The organism is Tateyamaria sp. GN1-10, assembly GCF_055693845.1.
Genome location: NZ_JBVFUR010000002.1, coordinates 78,064 through 97,305 on the forward strand (window position 1 = coordinate 78,064; position 19,242 = coordinate 97,305).

Sequence of the window (19,242 nt, forward strand, 5' to 3'; positions counted from 1 at the left end):
AGTCACGTCTGATAAGGCCAGTGTGATGACAAATCCTTGATCCGGGTATCTTGAACGGCGTCACATCCAGATGTCGTAGACCTGGCTCTCATAGACGCCTGCCAATGCACCCGAAAAACCAGCGTTGTAGTCCGTTGCAACTTCGTTTTCGACGTAGTTGGTGCGCACATCGTCATAGTCGCCATTCCGGGCCGGGCCACCGACCAACGCCCCATGGAGGATGTAGGCGTTCGGCGCGGGGTCATCCACATGCGTTGTGCCTGATGCACCGCGATGGTGCGGATTCAGCGGAAAGTCTTCGCCGAAGCCGACAACAAAACTCTGCCCATCCGGATTGTCGCCCATAATGAAATCCAGTTGATCGGAGGCGAAATCCAGCAAATCCTCGACACGATCCGCATTGCCTTCGGGATCGACCTCAGCCAGGTGCTTCGCGTGCACTGTGGCCAGAAGCGATGTATTAGCCGCATAGCGGTTTGAGCCCCACTGATCGATCCAGGCCAAGCCATCATTGGTGTCCGTCCCGGGCGTGGTCGCGATGTCGTTCATCCAGTAGTCCAGATGCCGGTCCAGATCATCAATATAGCGCGCATCCCCTGTTTGCTGCGCCAGCAAGAGCGTGGTGCCGTTGCTCATATTGTCCCAGCCATAGGCAAAGTGGGTGTTCGGCTCCACGTAGTAGTCTATGGATTTCTGCAGATAGGCCTCATCCCCGGTCGCCTGATACAGCCAGTTCGCAGACCATGACAGTTCGTCCTCATAGCCGCTCCAAGAATAGTAGAACTGCGCGGCATCGGTTACGGTGTCCGTGTATCTTCCCAAATACGTCTCGGAGAATTCGAACAACTGAACGGCATTTTCGAGTAACTCATCGGCGTAGGCCATGTCGCCTTGCGCGCGAAAGAACATGGACGCAGAGGCCATCGCGGCGGCTGTTTGGGCGGTGACCTCTGTTCCGGGGTTTTCAGCATCAAGGGAATAGACGGGACGATCCATCAACATGTCTTCTGGGGCGCCCCAGAAGGCGTGGTCGTCGTTGCCGTCGCCCACCTGTGCGTGGAACACGTCGTCCGACAGATCCGCCGTGCCTTTGTCGTCATAGGCATTCAGGAAATAGTCATTGATCTGGCGCAGATGGTCACTGAGCGCGTCATAGGCGTCTGTGTCTTTGTATCCGTCCTCAAACTCGAGCCCACCCCAGGCCAGGGTTGTGGCTGTGCCCGCCATTGGCAAGCCGAACTTCACGTGATCGCCCGCATCAAACATGCCGCCCGACAAATCGCGCCCGACTTCGGCTCCGTCATCAAGCGTTGAATCCCAACGCCATGAAATAGGGTGATCGTCCGGCAATTCGCCCGCATAGTTGGCGTAGTAAAACTGCATGGACTTGTTCAGAACGGCGTCGTAGTCGGCTGCACCAAAGGGCGCACCGTCGTTTCCACCGACTGGAAGTGTGACGCCGTCATCATCCGTTATCGGTATCTGGCCCGCGGGCTCGGCGTCTTCAGGCACCCTGACCGTGCTGCCATCTTCCAAATTCGCATCAAAAACCAGGCTTCCCAGTTCCGAGGGTTCTCCGCCCACGGCCGAAAAGCCGAAAGTGATTGATTCACCGGGGGCGATATCGGTCGTCCAGCCCTTGGCCTCAAAGTTGGCCATATTGCCATGAATAGTCAGATCACCACCCCATGCACCACGGATCAAATACCCAGTGGTGTCAAAATCCAAAGACCAGTCTTCTATGATCTGGTCAGTTGTGTTGGTGATTGTGATCTTACCCAGGAACCCGCCTTGCCAGCGATCGCCAACCTCGAAACTGATCATTGGGGACCTCCGCCTGGTTCTGTTGCTGCCACTTCACTCTGGTCGTCGCCGTCCGCGCCTGGCATGTGGCCGTGCACCATTTTGGTGTAATGCGCTGCCATACAAATCTCCCCTATAGGTTGTATCACCAGTTGGCTTGTGTATGTCTTCAACGTTGGTGCTTAGCGACCATTAATTCCGCTCCTGACGCGGCTGCGCAAAAAGCCGCTGCTATGATTGATCATTCCCACCCAAGTGGCTCAGTTTTTGGGCAGAATGTCAGGTCGGTGCCCGGATCGGCGCGATCCGATACCAAACGGCCCACGACTCAGCCTGGTAACGTGACCATGGCGCGTCGGTCTTATGCCTGTTCTGGGCGTGTGCTCACTCCAACTGTTGTGCGTCTCGAGAGGTTGGGGACATCAACACTAGACACGGCGGAAGATAAGCAAAGCCCAGACAATCGTTACCGACGCGGTGAACTCGACAGCTTCCTCCAGCAGAGAGACTTTGCGAGACGGCACAAGGTCCAAAAGAACGCCACAGGCCAAAAGACCTAAATGAAGCAAGAGGGCGAAATGGAAGTCATCTTGCAGGAAGCGCCGGATGGGATCGCGTGCCTTGTAGATCACGGCCAGAAAACCAATGAAGCCAAGCAACAGGCAAAGCGCGACGACAAGAGATGTCGCATCGCCTTTCAGCATCATCCTCAGCAGGATGATGGCAATATCATGCCCGCCATCAAACTGCCCGCCACCCTCCATTAGCGGCATCTCGAAATCAAAAAAGCGCGCCCCAAAACTCACTTCACTCAAAAACAGAAGAAGCGAGAACATCGAGACCCCGAGAAGCATCCGCACATCGCGTTTGAACGCCATGTCCCGGGTTGCCAAGGTCCAGAAAGCAAGCAGACTGGCAAATAGGAAAAGGGCCGCCGAGGCAGATTCGACCAAGCTATCTTCGCGCATGATCGAGGGACGGACCAACGCTGCGAAGAAAAGCAGACAAACGATTGCAGTTATTGAAAGCAGCAACACAAGGGACTGCGGGACGTGCTTGGCCCGCGCGACCATCTCCCCTCGCCATAACGTCACATAACTGTTTCGTTGGTGTGCTTTCATCACCTTACTCGAAGTGAATGCACTGTTGGAGTTAAAGGCATGTGCCCTTGCGCGGAAGGTGCGGGCACTTTTGTATGTGTGTTTGGGCGGTTAACCGCGCTCAATTTTCTTGTCTTGCGGTCTTTTGCTTATCTGCCAGGTTTGCCGCGGGCTGGAAGCTCGACACTTGGTCACCGACGCTGGCATGAGCCTTCCCAAACTGAATTGGTCCTCCGCCATGATTAGGAAACGGGGGACCAAGAATGGCGAACAAGCGACCAAAGCCCAAAGCCCAAAGCCCAAAGCCCAAAGAGACTGTCTCGAAGTTACATCGAGCAACCATAGACTGTCATCCTTCACGCGGTGCGGCGTGAGAAGGCGTTTGCGTGTTTTAACGATGACTCACGTTAGGAGATGCCTTCGCTAACTTCGGGCCATTGCAAGGCCAGCTCAACAACGTCGCTCCATCTCATGGGGTCAGTCCCGATACTCGTCTTGGGTCGATATCCACCAGACCATGCCATTTCCGTCGGCTATGCCGCCGCGACAATCACCATCACCGGAACGACGCAGTTCTTGCACGACACTCCCACCGGCGGATATGATACCGAGCTGATCGCCACCTTCGACGCCGATACTCGCTTTCTGGCCTGGGCGCTACTCCCGGCACTGGTGTTCGCGGCGCTCAAAAACGTCCTGAACGCTGTAAGCCGTACCGGAGCCATCACATTGCTGTCGGTAGGCATCGTGCTGGGGAACATCGTGGGCAGCATCGTGCTAGTTCACGGGATCGGAGCCAGGGACGGTTTGGGTGTGGCCGGCGCGGCCTGGGCCACTGTCGGCGTAAACACCATCACGGCGGCAGTCCTTTTGGTCCGTGTTGTTCGCGCAGGCCTCGTACGCTTCGATGCGGTCCGTATGCGCGCAGTGCTGCGAACCGCGCGTGAGATCGTCCGCCTTGGCTGGGCCGCAGGTGCCCAACAGGCATTGGAAAGCGTCCTCTTCGTCGTTGTCCTCTATATGTTCGGCCTCCATTCGACGGTCTGGCTGGCAGCGGGGACAGTCGTCTTCGCAGTGATGGAGCTGAACTACGCGGCTGCCGGTGCCGTGGGTGAAGTCCTGTCGGCTCGGCTAGCCGCCGTTAGTACGTTAGTTGGTGACGTGCGCCGTCTGCTGCGCCTCGGGGCTGGGCTGGCCGCGGTGGCCGCCGCAGTCCTCAGGCTGACGGCAGCAGTATTCGCGGACGCGACCGTCACGCTGTTCTCTGGGGCAAAGACCACGCCCGAAGCGCGCGAGCTGATGCTTGCCCTGCTCCCTTGGACCGCGCCATTCTTCCTGTTCGACGCTTGGCAGATCGTGTTCGTCTACGCCCTGCGCGGGCTTCGCCGAACGGTTCTGCCGATGGTGCTCAGCACGACGTGCTATTGGGCCCTGGGGTTGGACGGCGGGATCGCTCTGGCCGAGTCGATGGGTCTTGGGGCCTCCGGCATCTGGGTTGGATTCTGTTCCGGACTAACCTGCGCTGCAGGCCTCCTTGGAATTATGGCAATCCGCACGATGGGGTGATGTGTGTGGGTGGCGGGCCGAAGCCCTGCTGCAGAGATACTATCGAATGGGCACATTCAAAGGCGGACAATCAACTCGAAACATGGAACGGCAGCTCTGTACTGCGAACTGTGGGTCGGCTTGCGCAAGGTTTCGCACCTGCGGCGAAAGTCCGGTCTGACGGGTCGCGCTGCAGCATCCGATACCCAAAACGGACGGCAGCTTTGGGCCGCCCGCGAAGACGGCACAAATTCTTAGATTTCAATGGCCTCTGCAATTGCAAGGGCATCTTCAAGTTCAACGCCTAGGTATCTGACGGTGCTGTCCATCTTCGTGTGGCCCAACAGGAGCTGAACCGCGCGCAGATTGCCCGTCTTCTTGTAAATCTGTGTCACCTTCGTGCGCCGCATCGAATGTGTGCCATACGCACTGGCTTCTAGTCCGATCGACGTGACCCAGTCTCAAACAATCCGCGCATACTGGCGCGTCGATATGTGAAGGCGTTCATGAAACCGGCCGGGCCAAAGATACTCGGATCCGATCATCAGTTCATCTTCCATCCATTTCTCGACAGAGGCCCGGGTGCCTTCCGAAATCTCGAAGCGTACCGGTTTCTGGGTTTTGCTTTGCAGAACGGAAGCGCGCTCTTTGATTTGGCCTAACGCCATGACATCGACCACTTTCATCTTCACCACGTCACAACCCCGGAGCTTGCTGTCGATTGCCATGTTGAACAGCGCTAGGTCGCGATAGTTCTCGGCCAGCTCAAGTCGTACGCGGATCGCCCAAACATGCTTTGGTTTGAGCGGGCGTTTTTGGCCGACGATCCGGCCCTTGTTCCAAGCAGGGCGAAGAGCGCGAATGGCCGGTAAGTTAGGTGTTTCCATGACTGATCCTCCGATCCGCCATGCCCTCCCACAACGACAACCCGAAGTTGACCAGTCTAGCATATCACATGATGCTGCGCTGCCTCCGGGGTCTGCAAAGAGGCCAGTTTGACCAATGCTGCGGCATGCTTGAATGTCTGGTTTTTTGGGGATGGGTCGTTGGCTTCTTCGAAACGCAGCGGACGGTGGTCTTAAACTTCCTTTACCAATGATGAATACAACTTGCCCCGTGCATGCTCGGAGGTTCCATGCAACACAGTTTCGGCGACTTCCTCAGGCATGGCGGCAACGGCCAGTATATTATTGCACAGGGCGATGGCCGTATCGTTGGTTGTCGTCTAGGATTGTCACTCAAATCGACCTTTCCAAACTATTCCGCTCTGCATTCGGATTTCAGCGAACGCCTTGATGAGGTGATTTCCGAGAACACTCGGATTCTCTTGAATGCGCTCACACCGCCCGACACAGTGCCAACCGTCACCGAAGCCGATTTGCGAGATGTCTCGGACGCAAAGGCAGAGGCGCTTGCTGCATGGGCTGCCCGCCTTGAGAGTATTTTCAACCAATACCAAAATCACCAACAGCGACTGCATCCGCTTCGAACAGCCATGGAAGAGCGCCTGTTGCGGGCATTTGCTGGGCTGATCAACCAACTCCGGCAGGAAGACCTTGGGATTGAACGGTATGTTTGGCGTTCACAAGATGATGCCAAGGTGCGTGACAGCCATGCGGTCTATGACGACCGCGTGTTTCAATGGGATGAACCTCCGGAAGGCGGGCATCCTGGCGAAGCCCATAATTGTCGTTGCTATGCGGAACCAGTTGTATCGAATGTACCCAGCAACGTTGTACTCGCTGATTTCGCACCAACAGCCGATGGACCGGTTCCCGATCAGATTGGCGGCTTTTGGCGTGGGTTGGCGCGCAGCTTTCCCGCAATTGCCGGATTGCTCGGAGCACTTGAAGAGCAAGACAGGCTCTCAGAGCTTTCGGGGTCTGCTGCAGAACGCCAAGCGGAGGCAGCATCACGCCTTGGGCTCGACACCTCCAGCGAAGAAGGTGGCCTCGCGGCGTGGGCGCATCAAAGTTATTTCGACAACGTTTTTCGCGGACTAGCGCCCTTTGTCGTCCCGAGAACACGGGAGACGGCAGAAATAGCCGGTCAAGCGGCGGCGTTGTTTGAGATGTACCGCCCCGGTGCGATCACAGGCCTAAATACCGAGGCAAGCGCCGAAATGGCACAGTTTGTTGAGCAGGCTGTTGAAGCATTTCAGGCGGGACGTTTGGAACTCACACCTGAAGAATGGGCCAACGGCTGGGTCGAGGTTTTTCCGGAGTTGACGGAGGACGAGCGCCGTTTGGGAGAACTATCCGGTTTCACCCCGGAACGGATCGAGCAATGGCTTGAAACCTACCCCATTGAAGAACTGGGCCTGCCGAACAACGCTGGCTCCCCAATTCCTGGAAATCTGAACGATAACATCATTTCAACCCCGATCCCGGAAGAGACAGGGCCAAACATCGTTGAAGCACGACCTGGAAACACAACGACCCCTGACGGCAACAGCATTCTGCCCCATGGCACGAAAGGGGACGGTCAAGAATACATTACCGGCAAAGGCCATACCGTTGAGCAAATTGATGATATCGTTGCCAACCCACGTCCCGACTTGAGCGGCTTTATCGAAGGTCGTGGTCGTCTTAAAGGACAGGATGTTAGACTGTTGGCGGGGGTGGATGGTCACTGGGTCAAATTGGACGAGGATGGCAATGTTAGAGCAACAAGCAATCGAAACTTGCCGCTGAGCCACCAAGAAAACGATCCTGGCAAGATCATTCGGCCCTTGGAGTGAACATGAATAAGCGATTTGAAGATCTCATTGTCCAGGCGCAAACTGGGGGTGGCACCGAATGGATTTCGGAAGCTGAACTTCTAGAGTTTAACGAATACCTTGCAACACGTGGCTTTGGCGTTTCTCGCATGGAAGTCGCACGGGCGGAAGGTGGAACAGTACGCCCCAACCATGGTTACGAGGTTTCACCCCAACCATTTCGCGGTGATGATGAGCATTGGATGCATCATTTCGACGCCGCCCGTTCTGCTGCTTACGTTCGCAGACAGGTTCAGTATGCCAAAGAAGACGGGGCGCTGTTCGATTACAAGGTCTGGGCAGAGCAACCATAGACTTGACCTAAAACACATACGTTTCTGCCCCCCAACCAAAAGCCGCCTATTACGCATCCGCAGAGAAAGCTCACTTCGTCCCGCGTTGTGTGAGTTCGACTCGCATCAGTTTTTGCTTTTGCGGCGAATGTCGGCAATGCGGGCTGCAACCGCAGCATCGAGGGACTGGGTCGGATGTCGGCAATGAGCCGACCCACTCTTGAAACCCGTCACAACTTTGTAACTTTGCAAAGTTCGCTTCCTGCGCTTCACGCTCTTTGTCCGAGCTAAATGCTGCGCTGTGGCTAGAGGCAGGTTTGTCCTGCAAAACGAACAGTAGGCCACTGAACCCCATCACTGCCCAAACCCCTCTTGTGGGTGGCCCACGTTCGGGCATGATGTGCCCAAGACAGGAGCCACCGATGAATCCAATCAATCTCAACGCCAAGCTGGCCCAATTCAACACCCATTGGGACCCGCACGTCATCGCCGACTACAACGACAACGACGTCATGGTGGTCAAGTTCCAGGGCGAGTTCCCGTTCCACCTGCATGAAGATACCGACGATTTCTTTCTCGTACTTGATGGCGAAATGGTGATGGACATCGAAGATCAAAGCCATCCCGTCAAAGCAGGCGAGTTGTTCATCGTGCCCAAAGGCGTCACCCACCGCCCCCGCGCGGACCAAGAATGCAAGGTCCTGCTGATCGAACCCAAAGGTGTGCCCAACACCGGCGATCCAGCCACAGCGGCACCAAAGCCTCGCATCTAAAGCGAACGGGTCACTCCTTCCCTGTTTCAAAAAATCCCCGCCGGAGGCACGAATTCAAAATGACCCCAGGACCGCAAAACGCAATTACGGACATCGAAGGGCTCAAGGTCGGCCACGCGCAAGACGACAGGCTTAAATCCGGCGTCACAGTGCTGACGGCAGACACACCTTTCACGGCCTCGGTTTCAGTCCAGGGCGGCGCGCCGGGCACACGCGAAACAGACCTGTTGGCGCCAGACAAATCCGTGGCGCAAGTAGATGCTTTGGTGTTGTCAGGTGGTAGCGCCTACGGCCTCGACGCCTGTTCCGGCGTGGTCGAGGGACTGCGGGCCACGGGGCGCGGCTACCGGGTGGGCAACACGATCATCCCGCTTGTGCCGGGGGCGATCATCTTCGACCTGTTGTCCGGAGGCGATCAGACATGGACCGACACGCCCTACCCCGCGCTCGGACGGGCCGCGTTTGAGGCGGCAACAGACAGCACACCCATCGGCACAATCGGCGCTGGCACGGGCGCCATGACCGCCATGATGAAAGGCGGCCTCGGCACCGCGTCGCTTACCCTCGACAGCGGGATCACGGTCGGCGCGCTCGTCGCGGCCAACCCCATGGGCAGTGTGACGACGCCGGGCGACAAGCATTTCTGGGCCGCGCCATTCGAGATCGATGGTGAGTTCGGCGGCCTTGGCCCCGACGCACACGCGGGGCTCGGACGCACCCATGTCAGCCGCAAACTGACGGCAATGCTGGAACGGGCCAACACCACCATCGCAATCGTTGCGACCGACGCCACGCTCGACAAGGCGCAATGCCAACGGATTGCCACCGCCGCACATGATGGCATCGCGCGCGCCTGCGTCCCGGCGCACAGTCCCAGTGACGGCGACCTCGTGTTCAGCGTCTCGACCAGCGCGAGGCCCATGACAACACCACGGGATTTGGCGCTGATCGGCCACGCCGCTGCATTGTGCCTCAGCCGCGCCATTGCTCGCGGGGTCTATGCCGCAACACCTGCGCCGGGCGACCTGCTGCCGACATGGGGACAGCTCAATGCCGACATTTGAGCGTGACGACATCGCCCTGCACTACAAGGTGACGGGCAGTGGACCACCGCTGTTGATGCTGGCGGGCTTCATGTCGGACCATGCGAGCTGGATGCCCCTGGTGCCGCTCCTGCAAAACCACTTCACCTGCATCACGCCCGACAACCGGACGACAGGGCAAACAACCCCTTGGAACGCACCGGTCAGCATCGACCTGATGTGCAAGGACGCACTGGCGCTGATGGGTCATCTGGGCTTCGACCGGTATCACACGATTGGACATTCAATGGGCGGGATCATTGCCCTGCACATGGCACAGGAAGTACCCGACCGAATGGCCTCGAACCATATTGCAGCTTCCGCCCCCGTACGCCTGCCGCGCAACACGGCGCTGTTCGCAAACCTCATCGCAATCCGGCGCAGCTCGGCACCCGAAGATACATGGCTGCGCGCACTGTTCCCGTGGCTCTTCAATCCGCGCGTCTACAACGATCCCAAAGCGGTGGATCAGGCGGTCGCCGACAGCCTCGCCTACCCGCACGCCCAGTCTGCCGATGCCATGGAACACCAACTGACCGCCCTGCGCGGCTTCGATGGAACAGCACTCGCCAGCCCAAACTGCCCCACACAGATACTCATCGGCGCGCTTGACCTAATCGTGCCGCCCGATCACATCCTCGCCGTGCTCAGCCATCTGCCCCACCACATCCTCGAAGGGGCCGGACACTCCATCCACTGGGACGCGCCCGACCAGGTGGCCGAATTGCTGTGCGCCTATGCCGCCAAACACCCGATCTGAGGGGGACATCATGCAAGACCTCTACGGCCTGCCCATCACTTGCACCAATGACGCAACCCGCCAAGGGATCGACGATTTCGTACATGGCTTCATCAGCTTTCAGACCAAGGCCGTGAATGTGCTGAAAGTGGTCAAGGCCGACCCAGACAACGGCCTCGCCAACGCCTATGCTGCGATCCTCTACATGCTGCTCGAGGCGCCAGCAGCACCAGACCTTGCAAAACCGTTTCTGGACAACGCGCTGGCCGCCAAGGGCCTCACGCCACGCGAAGAGGCCGCCGTCGAAGCCGCCCGCCTGTTCGTGGCCGGCGACATCCCTAAACTCATCGAATTGTGCGAAGCCACGGTCAGCGCCTATCCCCGCGACATGGTCATGCTGAAACTGGGCCAATACCACACGTTCAACATCGGCGACTTCCCCGCCATGCTGCGCGTCGCGGAAAAAGCCCAACCCGGCGCAGCCGATATCGCCTATGCCCACGGCATGCGCGCCTTCGGATTCGAGGAATGTCACCTGCTGGATGACGCCGAAGCCGCCGCACGTCACGCACTGATACTGGACGAAAGCGAACCCTGGGCACACCACGCGCTGGCCCATATCTACCTCACTCGCGGCCAGGTGGCCGAGGGCACTGCGTTTCTGGAATCCGTCGCCCACCATTGGGCCGACCTCAACAGCTTCATGCACACACACAACTGGTGGCATCTGGCGCTGTTCTACATATCCGCCGGGCGCACCGACGATTTGCTGGCCGCCTACGACACCCATGTCTGGGGCGTGAACAAGGACTACTCGCAGGATCAGGTCGGTGCGGTGTCGCTGCTCGCCCGGATCGAATTTGCCGGGGTCAATGTCGGCAACCGCTGGCAGGACGTGGCTGACCATGTGGCAAAGCGGGGCGCCGACACAGTCAGCGCCTTCCTCACCCTGCAATACCTCTACGCGCTTGGCCGCACCCACCGCCCCGAGGGAGAGACCCTACTTAAGGCTATCGAAGCCCGCGCCGAGGATGAGAAAAAACACGATTGGCCCGTCTGGCGCGACGTGGCCCTTTGGGCCGCGCACGGCATCGCCGCGCATGCGGCTGAGGATTACGACGATTGCATCCGCTTTCTGGGCAAGGCCCTGCCCCGCCTCGCCGAATGCGGCGGCAGCCATGCCCAACGTGACCTCTTTGAACAGATCCACCTCGATGCGCTGATCCGCGCGGGCCGCACATCACAGGCGCAACAAGTCCTTGAAATGCGCCGCACCTTCGATCCCGATGGCATTCCGCTCAACACCATGCTGGCAGGGGTTTACGAAAAGTCCGGACTGCCTGAGCAGGCGGCCGCAGCCCGGGCGCGTGTTTCTTCTGACTGAAAATACTCCCGCCGGAGGCTCCAACAGCTGACGTCGGAGCCTCCGGCGGGGATTTTTTTAAACAGGGAATTCGGACCCTCCGGCAAGTGAGTCAGGCGGTGCTTGAAGGTCGAATGAGCGGGGCCTTACTCCCCCGCGATCAGGTCAACCACATTGCTCTCGGCCCGCCCCACGGCATCGCGCACGGTGTTCACAATATCCGCCGCCGTCAGACCGGCATCTTCATACATCTCATCCGGGTTGGCCTGATCAATGAACCGGTCGGGCAAATGCATCGTGCGCACCTTCAGGCCCTGATCCAGCAGCCCTTCGGCGGCCATGGCCTGCAGCACCATCGCGCCAAAACCACCCATGGCCCCCTGCTCGACCGTCACCAGCAGCTCATGACGTGCAGCAAGGTCGCGGATCATCTCGACATCCAGGGGTTTGGCAAAGCGCGCATCCGCAATGGACACCGACAACCCCTCCGCCTCGAGCCGCGCGGCGGCACGCTCGCAGGCGTCCAGATGCGTGCCAAGCGACAACAGCGCCACGTCCGACCCCTCCTGGATCATGCGGCCCTTACCGATCTCCAAAACCTCGCCGTGTTCCGGCATCGCTACGCCACGCCCGTTGCCACGCGGATAGCGGAATGCAATTGGCCCGCTGTCATGGGCGGCGGCCGTCGTGACCATATGCACCAGCTCCGCCTCGTCCGCTGCAGCCATCACCACGATCCCCGGCAAAGATGCAAGATAGCCAATGTCAAAAGACCCTGCATGGGTGGCTCCATCGGCCCCCACCAGACCGGCCCGATCAATGGCAAACCGCACCGGCAGACCTTGCAACGCCACGTCATGCACCACCTGGTCATACCCGCGCTGCAGGAAGGTCGAATAGATCGCACAAAACGGCTTCAAACCGCTGGCCGCCATCCCGGCGGCAAAGGTCACGCCATGCTGCTCTGCAATGCCGACGTCAAACACGCGCCCCGGAAACCGATCCGCCATCTTGTTGACGCCGGTGCCCGACGGCATCGCCGCCGTCACCGCAACGATAGACGGATCCTTCGCCGCCAGATCGGCCAACGTTTCCCCAAAGACAGACGTATAAGACGGCGCATTGCTCTTGCCCTTGGACTGTTCGCCTGTCTCTACATCGAACTTAGACACGCCATGATACTTGTCGGCGGACCCTTCGGCGGGGGCATAGCCCTTGCCCTTGACCGTGCAGGCATGGATCAGCACCGGTCCGGTCGCCCGGGTGCGCGCCGCACGCAACACGCTCAATACCTGCCCCATGTCATGCCCATCAATCGGGCCGATATAGTCAAATCCCAGCTCTTCAAAGAACGTGCCGCGACTTTCAACGCCCGTCACCATCTCGCGCGCCCGCCGCGCCCCGTCGCGCATGGGCTTGGGCAGCGCGGCCTCCATCCCCTCAGCAATCGCGTGCAAAGGTGCAAGGGGCGAGTTGCGCGACAGGTTCGACAAATACGTGCTCATCGCACCCGTAGGCGGAGCAATCGACATCTCATTGTCATTCAGGATCACGAACAACCGCCGCCCCTCGTGCCCGGCATTGTTCAACGCCTCATAGGCCATGCCCGCCGAAATCGACCCGTCCCCGATGACAGCCACCGCATCGCCCGTCGGCATGCCCATGTCGCGGCCCACGGTGAAGCCCAACGCAGCAGAAATCGAGGTCGAGGAGTGGGCCGCCCCAAAGGGATCAAAATCGCTCTCGGCCCGCTTGGTGAACCCACTGATCCCGTCTTTCTGACGCAAGCTGCCCATACGATGACGGCGCCCGGTCAGGATCTTGTGCGGGTAACACTGGTGGCCCACATCCCAGATCAACTTGTCCCGCGGGGTGTCGAACACGGCATGAATGCCGACCGTCAATTCAACCACGCCCAGCGATGACCCCAGATGCCCGCCCGTCCGGCTGACGGCATCGATCACATCCCCGCGCAACTCGACGGCCAAACGGGACAGCTCATCGTCGCTCAGCCGCTTCAGATCAGCGGGTCCAGCCACGGTATCCAACAGGGGTGTCTTTACAATGTTCTCGGTCATGGGCGCACATCCTTTCAACTCGCCCCGCCCGCCTTGCCAAGCAGACCCTTGGGGCAAAAAGGCGTCGCGCCTGAGGGTTCAAGCACGACGCCAGGTTCCTGTAGCCAACAGGAAGGGAACCGGGACCAGATGATCCCGCGCGTGGGTCAAGGAAGCCACCGACCCGCGCCTGGCGTCACGGGGGCAGGTTGCGCCGCCCCCGCCACATCACTCGTAAACAGGCGCCTCGGTCGACGCGAGTTCAGGCCAATCCGCCACCATGTTCATGCCTTGCAGGGGTTTCTGATACCCCTTGTGGCAGGTGCGGCAGCCCACCTTGGGCGCATCGGCATAGATCGGGCCAAGGCGCTCGGCAGGGTACGTGTCCTTGAGCGGGATCAGGTATTCCTGGTTCAGCTCGATGACCATCTGGCGGCCCTGCTGGGCCGTCGACCACTGCGGCGTCACCTGCGCCCCGTCATAGAACGCGCGGCTGTTGTGGCAGAAGACACAGTTCACACCCAAAGAGTTCGAGAAATAGTTCATCAGGCTGAACGTCATCTCGGTCTTCTGGATCGTATGAATGTCATCATCCAGACCCGGCACACCGGCCACCCGGCTCTCCAGATCATGCACATTCACCTGGCTGTCATAGTCGGTCAGATAGACCTCCAACGCCGTTGAGGGCAGCGACGTCGATGAACTCATCGACGTGGCACGGTTCTGATCCGCGGCCCAACCACCGACATTCTCATTGACCGGCGTGACATTGAACCAGACGTCGCTTGGAACAGCCTCGCCCCGGTGACAGGTATAGCAGTTCACACCTGCATCCCCGTTCACATTGACATGGCCCGCCCAGTTCTCGTTCAGGTTCTGGGTCATCTGGATCATGCGCCGCGCCACGACAGTCTGGTAGTTTTCCTCGCCATCGAACAGCACGCTGATGCCCGTCCATGTCCGCATCGCATTCACGACACGCTCGTAGTTTTCAGGCGTCAGATCGGCCAGCAACGGCTCGGCATTGTCGATGACATCACCGGCGCGGGCAGCACCCGGCCCGGGGACAACCGGCGGGGCCGAGCTGTAGCCCGCAACCGTCGGATCCTCGGCCTTGCGGGCCACATTGTATTCCGGCACCGACATGCCCGTGCCGCGTGGACCCGTCTGCATACTCTCGGTCTGAACCGGGTTGCCCCATGTCACCAAGAGGGCGGCGACAAAGACAGCACTGCCAACAATGCCGATGGCGATGGCCGGCCCGAACACATTGGTCGGATTGGCCTTGTTCCATTCATTGAACCACTTGGGCAGCATGATCAGTCCTCCTTCCCGATGAAGGCTTCGTACGACCCGTAGTCTTCGTAGCCATATGCACCGTCATAGGCGGGGGCAAAGTTGTGCTCCTGCGCCCAGATGAACCAGTTGTCGACCACTGTCCCGGTCAGCAGGATGCCGATACCACCCGTGATCGGGGTCAGCACCGCAAACCACCAGGCCCAGCGGTGAATGCCCTCCATCGTGGCGTTGAACCCCATGGTCCAGCGCCAGAACAGGGCCGCCCGCTCGGTCGCCGTACCACGGTCATATATCTGCTCCAATTCGCGGTCGCCGCCATAGCGGGTCACGGCCAGAATAGTACCACCATGCATGCAGAACAGCAGGACAGAGCCATAAAGGAACACGATCGAAAGACAGTGGAACGGGTTGTAGTAAAGGTTGCCGTACCGGATCGAGAATGCGGTCGTCCAATCAAGGTGTGGGAAGATGCCATAAGGCACCGCCTCGCTCCACGATCCCATCAGGACCGGACGGAACAGACCCAAGACAAGAAACAACCACACCGCAGCCGCAAAGGCCCAGAACACGTGCTTGCCCATCTTGTGCTCAGCCGCCAGCAGGTAGGACCGCAACAGCCACGTCATCACCGACACCAGCAGGAAGAACGAGGCGATAATGTACCAGCCGCCCTCATCCAGTGGCGGCATGGACAATCCGTATTCCGGCGATGGCGGCTCAAGCGCCAGCCAGAACAGCTGCCGGATGAACTCGGGAATGCTGAACCCAACCTGGCTCAGCATGTTAATGCCGACCATCACGAACCAGATCAGGCCCGTTGCCAGCGACACCATGCCAGTCCAACCCAGATAGATCGGTCCGATCTGCGCATTGCCGATCCAGCCTGCGAGGGTCGAGAACCAGGGCTTTCCGCCCCGCTCGGCCATCATCTCGCCGCTGTCGTCCATACCCCATTCCGGGTTCCCCTGAACTTGGACCTGGGTGAAGATGTTTTGATATTCGATATTGAACATATCCTTACCCTCCAAAGCCGGATTGATAGACAGGCAGCGGATCAGCGCCCCAGATCGGCAGGTTCAGCCACCAGTTCCACCACTCGGGCCAGCCGGACGTCCAGACGGGACCGGAGATGATGATGCAAACCGCGCTGAAGAAGACCGCGTTTATGGCCAGCAACCAGCCCAGACGGTGAATGCCCAGCGTGCCGATCGAATAGCCGATGAAGTCACGAAAGAACGTGTCCTCGTGATCCGGTGTCTTGGCCAGCTCGCCCTCTTCGGGGTTGGCCGCCGACAGGATCAGCGCGCCGTGCAGCGCCAGCGCCAGCGTGGTCGTGAAGAACAGCGTGACAGCCAGCATATGCGCCGGGTTGTAGTGGAAATGCAGATAGGCGTAGCCGGTGTTGCTCACCCAATCGAGGTGGCTGAAGATCCCGTACGGAAACCCATGCCCCCACGCGCCCATCAGGAAGGGGCGGAAGATGACCAGCGTCATGTAGGCCAGAATGGCAAAGCTGAAACCGATGGGAACGTGATATCCCATCCCCAGCTTGCGGCAAATCTCAACCTCGCGCAGGGCCCAGCTGATGAACGCGCCAGTGGCACAGATCGTGATGATCTGCCACAGCCCGCCTTCCAGCAGGGGCGCCATGCCCAGACCATAGCTCAGGTCCGGCGGGGCGATGTTGATCAGCCATGGATTGAAGGTACCCTGTTGGGATGCGCCCCAGAAAATCAGGATAGTGCCCAGAAGGGCGAAAAAGGCGGTCGTGACCCCGAAAAAGCCCACGTAGAATGGACCGACCCAGAAGTCGAACAGATCGCCGCCGATCAGCGTCCCTCCGCGGACGCGATACTTTCGTTCGAAGGACAGCAAGGCCATCTCTCTATCTCCGCGTTTGGCGGCGCGGCCCGGGTCGGGTCGTCAGCCGTCTTTGTAGTGTCAGAATGGGTTTGCTGCGGGCAGGCGGGGGCGCACTGTTGCCCCGCCCGCAGCGATCTTGATGATCCCTTCGGACCAGCTCTTACTGGGCGCCTTGGGCAGCCAGCTCGAACCAGTTGAAGTGCTCCGTGCTCAGCAGGACGAGGTGAATCATCGCTGCCAGCAGGAACAGAAAGACGCCTTGCGCAACGAACACGCGGCGAGGATCAAAAATGAGCCAGATCTTGTAGAACTTTGCCATGTCTTGTCCTTACCAACCGTTCGCGAACCAGGGACGCCAGATGTACGTTGCCAAGTGAGCGACAACGGCCACGGCTGTGAAAAGCCAGAGCCCGCTCATGTAGACAGCGTGCAATTCTTGCGCCTGCTCGTCTGTAAGACCTGTAAAAGACAGGTTTTCAGCCATAGTCATTCCTCCGGAAATCAATGCTGACGCCGCGCACCCCGCGGCCGGGTCCTTTGGGGTCACCCCCTCCGGGCTCTGTCCACCTGCAGGCAGGCGTCCAGTCTCGTGTCTCGGCAGGCGCACACAGGCCGAGATGTTCGGTGAGCTCGCGCGAAAGCGGGCCCGTCAAAATATGTTTCGTAGCGCGGATCACCCGTTGAAGATCATCGGCGTGATGATCCGCGCCTGGGTCCAGGCCCGGGCCATCGGGCCCTTGTCGGTAAAGCTGCGCGACTTGATCGCAGCCAGCGCCCAGGTCAGGCAGGCCAGCGGCAGTGTCGCCACAAAGATGATCGCGAAATAGACCATGAACTCGGTCTTCTCGCTGTTGCGCTTTCTGGCGGGTGCCTCGGTCGCCATGTTCGATGTCATGTCAGTCATGCTGTTCCTCCCTCGGAAACGTTGTCTGACGACCCGACCAAGGCCGGATCCTTCATGTCGGACGACCCCGCCAAAGCGGGATCGAGAGCGCGCACAGTTTCGATCACAACCCGGTCCGCACCTTGCGCGAGGGCTGCTTGCTCAGCCGCATCGCGCAGGGTCTTTGCCGCGGAAATTCGGGTCAGGATGGGGTGCTGGGCCACGATCCGGTCCAGCATGGCCTGCGCGTCTTCATCCCATGGGAAATCACGGCGCAGGGTCGTCGGGGTCGCCTCGGCCGCATCCATATCGGTGGCCAGGGGCAGAATATGAAAGAGTGCGTCAAAGAGGCCATTGCAGACTTCTTGAATGACGTAGGTCGCGCCCGCATATCCCATAAATGGGGTACCCGTGGCCCGGCGAATGGCAGCGCCGGGAAAAGACGCAGGAATGAATGCCGGGCTTGGGCCATGCCCACCCTTCAGCTCCGCCAGATACATCTTTTCATTGATAGACCCGAAGACCACCAATGGGCGCTTCTGGCCCATCCAGGCGCGCACTTCCTCATTGTTGGTCTTCTTGCCCGCAACGCGGGCCGTCGCGAACGCGCACGGCAGACCCATGTCGTCCTCAAGGAACAGACGCAGGCCGCGGGCATAGGTCTCGTTCGCCACGACCGCAAAAGATGCGGTGGCAAAGAAATCCTGCGTGACAGACCGCCACAGGTCCCACACAGGTTTGAGCGTCGAATGCTTTTCGCGCTCGATAAAAGGTTCGGGGTCGAGGCCCACCAGATTCCCCAGTGCGCGCAGGAACTTGGTGGTACTCTCGACCCCTATCGGGGCTTGTAGATACGGCTTGGCAAGAAGCTCGCTCAACCCGCGCCCGAACTCGCGGTACATGCAGATGTTCACATCCGCATTCACCAGATTTCGCATGTCGGCCACATGGGCGCCCAAGGGCATCACCATGTTGACCTCGCAGCCGATCCCTTCGACCAGCCTACGGATCTCGGCCAGATCGGATGGCATGTTGAACGTGCCATACATCGGACCAAGGATATTAACGCGAGGACGCGCACCTTCCTCGCGTTTCTTCTCGGGCGGCATCCGACCCTTGGTCATACCAAACTCGGTAAAGATCCAGGTCATCGCCCGATCCGCCGCTTCCCACTGATCCTCATCAATGGTGCGCGGCAGGAATCTCTGAATGTTTGTGCCCATGGGCGTCACCCCACCGCCGATCATCTCGGCAATGGAACCGGTCACAACAACGGCTGGAAGTGCCGGATCCAATGTCCCCCAGGCCCGCTTCATCGCGCCCTCGGTGCCATCGCGGCCCAACTCTTCCTCGCCGAGACCGGTCGTCACGATGGGCAATTCATGCGGCGGCAGCGCGTCGGTGTAATGCAACACAGACGTCACCGGCAGGTTCTCGCAGCCCACCGGGCCATCAATCACACATTGCAGGCCCTTCACGGCACAGAACGCATAGACCGCGCCCCAGTAGCCCCCCGCCCTGTCGTGATCCATGATCAGCATGGGGCACCTCCGCTTAGTGCAGAGGGCATCGCGCGTCCGCGGGTGGGCGCATAGCGCTCGCCCAGGGGGCGGACGGGCGCTGCCCGGCGTTGCTCGCCGGGCGGAACGTGGCAACCGATCCGCTTTCATACAACGGTGCGCGA

General features: G+C 59.6%; 17 protein-coding genes and 1 pseudogene. 7 read left to right on the top strand and 11 right to left on the bottom strand.

The window, feature by feature from the left end; translation table 11 throughout:
• Positions 1-60: 60 nt before the first annotated feature.
• A complete protein-coding gene (locus ACZ1HN_RS00420) occupies positions 61-1,824 on the bottom strand; it encodes a glycoside hydrolase family 9 protein (RefSeq protein ID WP_472726013.1) in 1,764 nt (587 codons plus the stop codon).
• A gap of 407 nt (positions 1,825-2,231) precedes the next feature.
• Positions 2,232-2,771, bottom strand: coding sequence for a hypothetical protein (locus ACZ1HN_RS00425; protein ID WP_472726014.1), 540 nt, complete (start codon positions 2,769-2,771; stop codon positions 2,232-2,234).
• Between the two features lie 603 nt (positions 2,772-3,374).
• On the opposite strand from ACZ1HN_RS00425, the gene ACZ1HN_RS00430 reads away from it, so the two are divergent.
• Positions 3,375-4,469, top strand: coding sequence for an MATE family efflux transporter (locus tag ACZ1HN_RS00430; RefSeq protein ID WP_472726015.1), 1,095 nt, complete (start codon positions 3,375-3,377; stop codon positions 4,467-4,469).
• A 233-nt stretch (positions 4,470-4,702) separates the two neighbouring features.
• Here ACZ1HN_RS00430 and ACZ1HN_RS00435 read toward each other — a convergent pair.
• Positions 4,703-5,335 (bottom strand): annotated as a pseudogene (locus tag ACZ1HN_RS00435) (tyrosine-type recombinase/integrase).
• 248 nt (positions 5,336-5,583) lie between these two features.
• Between ACZ1HN_RS00435 and ACZ1HN_RS00440 the strand changes: the two are divergent.
• The 6 genes from ACZ1HN_RS00440 (at position 5,584) to ACZ1HN_RS00465 (ending at position 11,477) form a co-directional block, all read left to right on the top strand.
• Positions 5,584-7,188, top strand: coding sequence for a phage minor head protein (locus ACZ1HN_RS00440; RefSeq protein WP_472726016.1), 1,605 nt, complete (start codon positions 5,584-5,586; stop codon positions 7,186-7,188).
• A gap of 2 nt (positions 7,189-7,190) precedes the next feature.
• The gene (locus ACZ1HN_RS00445) at positions 7,191-7,520 is read left to right on the top strand and encodes a hypothetical protein (protein ID WP_472726017.1); all 330 of its coding nucleotides are present in this window, start codon (positions 7,191-7,193) and stop codon (positions 7,518-7,520) included.
• Positions 7,521-7,921: 401 nt separating this feature from the next.
• Positions 7,922-8,272, top strand: coding sequence for a cupin domain-containing protein (locus tag ACZ1HN_RS00450; RefSeq protein WP_472726018.1), 351 nt, complete (start codon positions 7,922-7,924; stop codon positions 8,270-8,272).
• A gap of 59 nt (positions 8,273-8,331) precedes the next feature.
• Complete coding sequence (locus tag ACZ1HN_RS00455; RefSeq protein WP_472726019.1) at positions 8,332-9,336, top strand: P1 family peptidase; 1,005 nt, start codon at positions 8,332-8,334, stop codon at positions 9,334-9,336.
• Complete coding sequence (locus ACZ1HN_RS00460; RefSeq protein ID WP_472726020.1) at positions 9,323-10,114, top strand: alpha/beta fold hydrolase; 792 nt, start codon at positions 9,323-9,325, stop codon at positions 10,112-10,114. The genes ACZ1HN_RS00455 and ACZ1HN_RS00460 overlap by 14 nt, the downstream gene beginning before the upstream one ends.
• A gap of 10 nt (positions 10,115-10,124) precedes the next feature.
• A complete protein-coding gene (locus ACZ1HN_RS00465) occupies positions 10,125-11,477 on the top strand; it encodes a tetratricopeptide repeat protein (RefSeq protein WP_472726021.1) in 1,353 nt (450 codons plus the stop codon).
• A gap of 125 nt (positions 11,478-11,602) precedes the next feature.
• Here ACZ1HN_RS00465 and dxs read toward each other — a convergent pair whose 3' ends face one another.
• The 8 genes from dxs to bchZ form a co-directional block, all read right to left on the bottom strand.
• Positions 11,603-13,534 (bottom strand): 1-deoxy-D-xylulose-5-phosphate synthase, encoded by a 1,932-nt coding sequence (gene dxs, locus ACZ1HN_RS00470; protein WP_472726022.1) that lies wholly within the window; start codon positions 13,532-13,534, stop codon positions 11,603-11,605.
• Positions 13,535-13,741: 207 nt separating this feature from the next.
• Complete coding sequence (gene pufC, locus ACZ1HN_RS00475; RefSeq protein WP_472726023.1) at positions 13,742-14,830, bottom strand: photosynthetic reaction center cytochrome PufC; 1,089 nt, start codon at positions 14,828-14,830, stop codon at positions 13,742-13,744.
• 2 nt (positions 14,831-14,832) lie between these two features.
• Complete coding sequence (gene pufM / locus ACZ1HN_RS00480; protein ID WP_299209956.1) at positions 14,833-15,825, bottom strand: photosynthetic reaction center subunit M; 993 nt, start codon at positions 15,823-15,825, stop codon at positions 14,833-14,835.
• A gap of 4 nt (positions 15,826-15,829) precedes the next feature.
• Positions 15,830-16,693, bottom strand: a complete 864-nt coding sequence (gene pufL, locus ACZ1HN_RS00485; RefSeq protein ID WP_299555622.1) for a photosynthetic reaction center subunit L — start codon at positions 16,691-16,693, stop codon at positions 15,830-15,832.
• A gap of 142 nt (positions 16,694-16,835) precedes the next feature.
• Positions 16,836-16,994, bottom strand: a complete 159-nt coding sequence (pufA, locus tag ACZ1HN_RS00490; RefSeq protein WP_189371632.1) for a light-harvesting antenna LH1, alpha subunit — start codon at positions 16,992-16,994, stop codon at positions 16,836-16,838.
• Between the two features lie 9 nt (positions 16,995-17,003).
• Positions 17,004-17,159, bottom strand: coding sequence for a light-harvesting antenna LH1, beta subunit (pufB, locus tag ACZ1HN_RS00495; protein ID WP_039688894.1), 156 nt, complete (start codon positions 17,157-17,159; stop codon positions 17,004-17,006).
• A gap of 189 nt (positions 17,160-17,348) precedes the next feature.
• Positions 17,349-17,579, bottom strand: coding sequence for a cytochrome PufQ (gene pufQ, locus ACZ1HN_RS00500; RefSeq protein ID WP_472726024.1), 231 nt, complete (start codon positions 17,577-17,579; stop codon positions 17,349-17,351).
• On the bottom strand, positions 17,576-19,099 hold the full coding sequence (gene bchZ / locus ACZ1HN_RS00505) for a chlorophyllide a reductase subunit Z (RefSeq protein WP_472726025.1): 1,524 nt from the start codon (positions 19,097-19,099) through the stop codon (positions 17,576-17,578). The genes pufQ and bchZ overlap by 4 nt, the downstream gene beginning before the upstream one ends.
• Positions 19,100-19,242 lie beyond the last annotated feature (143 nt).

Bases quoted from the DNA above. Each gene is read 5' to 3' on its own strand.
- ACZ1HN_RS00455 (WP_472726019.1), top strand. From the start codon at position 8,332: ATGACCCCAGGACCGCAAAACGCAATTACGGACATCGAAGGGCTCAAG.
- pufM (WP_299209956.1), bottom strand. From the start codon at position 15,825: ATGTTCAATATCGAATATCAAAACATCTTCACCCAGGTCCAAGTTCAG.
- pufC (WP_472726023.1), bottom strand. From the start codon at position 14,830: ATGCTGCCCAAGTGGTTCAATGAATGGAACAAGGCCAATCCGACCAAT.
- dxs (WP_472726022.1), bottom strand. From the start codon at position 13,534: ATGACCGAGAACATTGTAAAGACACCCCTGTTGGATACCGTGGCTGGA.
- ACZ1HN_RS00420 (WP_472726013.1), bottom strand. From the start codon at position 1,824: ATGATCAGTTTCGAGGTTGGCGATCGCTGGCAAGGCGGGTTCCTGGGT.
- pufB (WP_039688894.1), bottom strand. From the start codon at position 17,159: ATGGCTGAAAACCTGTCTTTTACAGGTCTTACAGACGAGCAGGCGCAA.
- ACZ1HN_RS00425 (WP_472726014.1), bottom strand. From the start codon at position 2,771: ATGCGCGAAGATAGCTTGGTCGAATCTGCCTCGGCGGCCCTTTTCCTA.
- bchZ (WP_472726025.1), bottom strand. From the start codon at position 19,099: ATGCTGATCATGGATCACGACAGGGCGGGGGGCTACTGGGGCGCGGTC.
- pufA (WP_189371632.1), bottom strand. From the start codon at position 16,994: ATGGCAAAGTTCTACAAGATCTGGCTCATTTTTGATCCTCGCCGCGTG.
- ACZ1HN_RS00465 (WP_472726021.1), top strand. From the start codon at position 10,125: ATGCAAGACCTCTACGGCCTGCCCATCACTTGCACCAATGACGCAACC.
- ACZ1HN_RS00430 (WP_472726015.1), top strand. From the start codon at position 3,375: ATGGGGTCAGTCCCGATACTCGTCTTGGGTCGATATCCACCAGACCAT.
- ACZ1HN_RS00450 (WP_472726018.1), top strand. From the start codon at position 7,922: ATGAATCCAATCAATCTCAACGCCAAGCTGGCCCAATTCAACACCCAT.
- ACZ1HN_RS00440 (WP_472726016.1), top strand. From the start codon at position 5,584: ATGCAACACAGTTTCGGCGACTTCCTCAGGCATGGCGGCAACGGCCAG.
- pufL (WP_299555622.1), bottom strand. From the start codon at position 16,693: ATGGCCTTGCTGTCCTTCGAACGAAAGTATCGCGTCCGCGGAGGGACG.
- ACZ1HN_RS00460 (WP_472726020.1), top strand. From the start codon at position 9,323: ATGCCGACATTTGAGCGTGACGACATCGCCCTGCACTACAAGGTGACG.
- pufQ (WP_472726024.1), bottom strand. From the start codon at position 17,579: ATGACTGACATGACATCGAACATGGCGACCGAGGCACCCGCCAGAAAG.
- ACZ1HN_RS00445 (WP_472726017.1), top strand. From the start codon at position 7,191: ATGAATAAGCGATTTGAAGATCTCATTGTCCAGGCGCAAACTGGGGGT.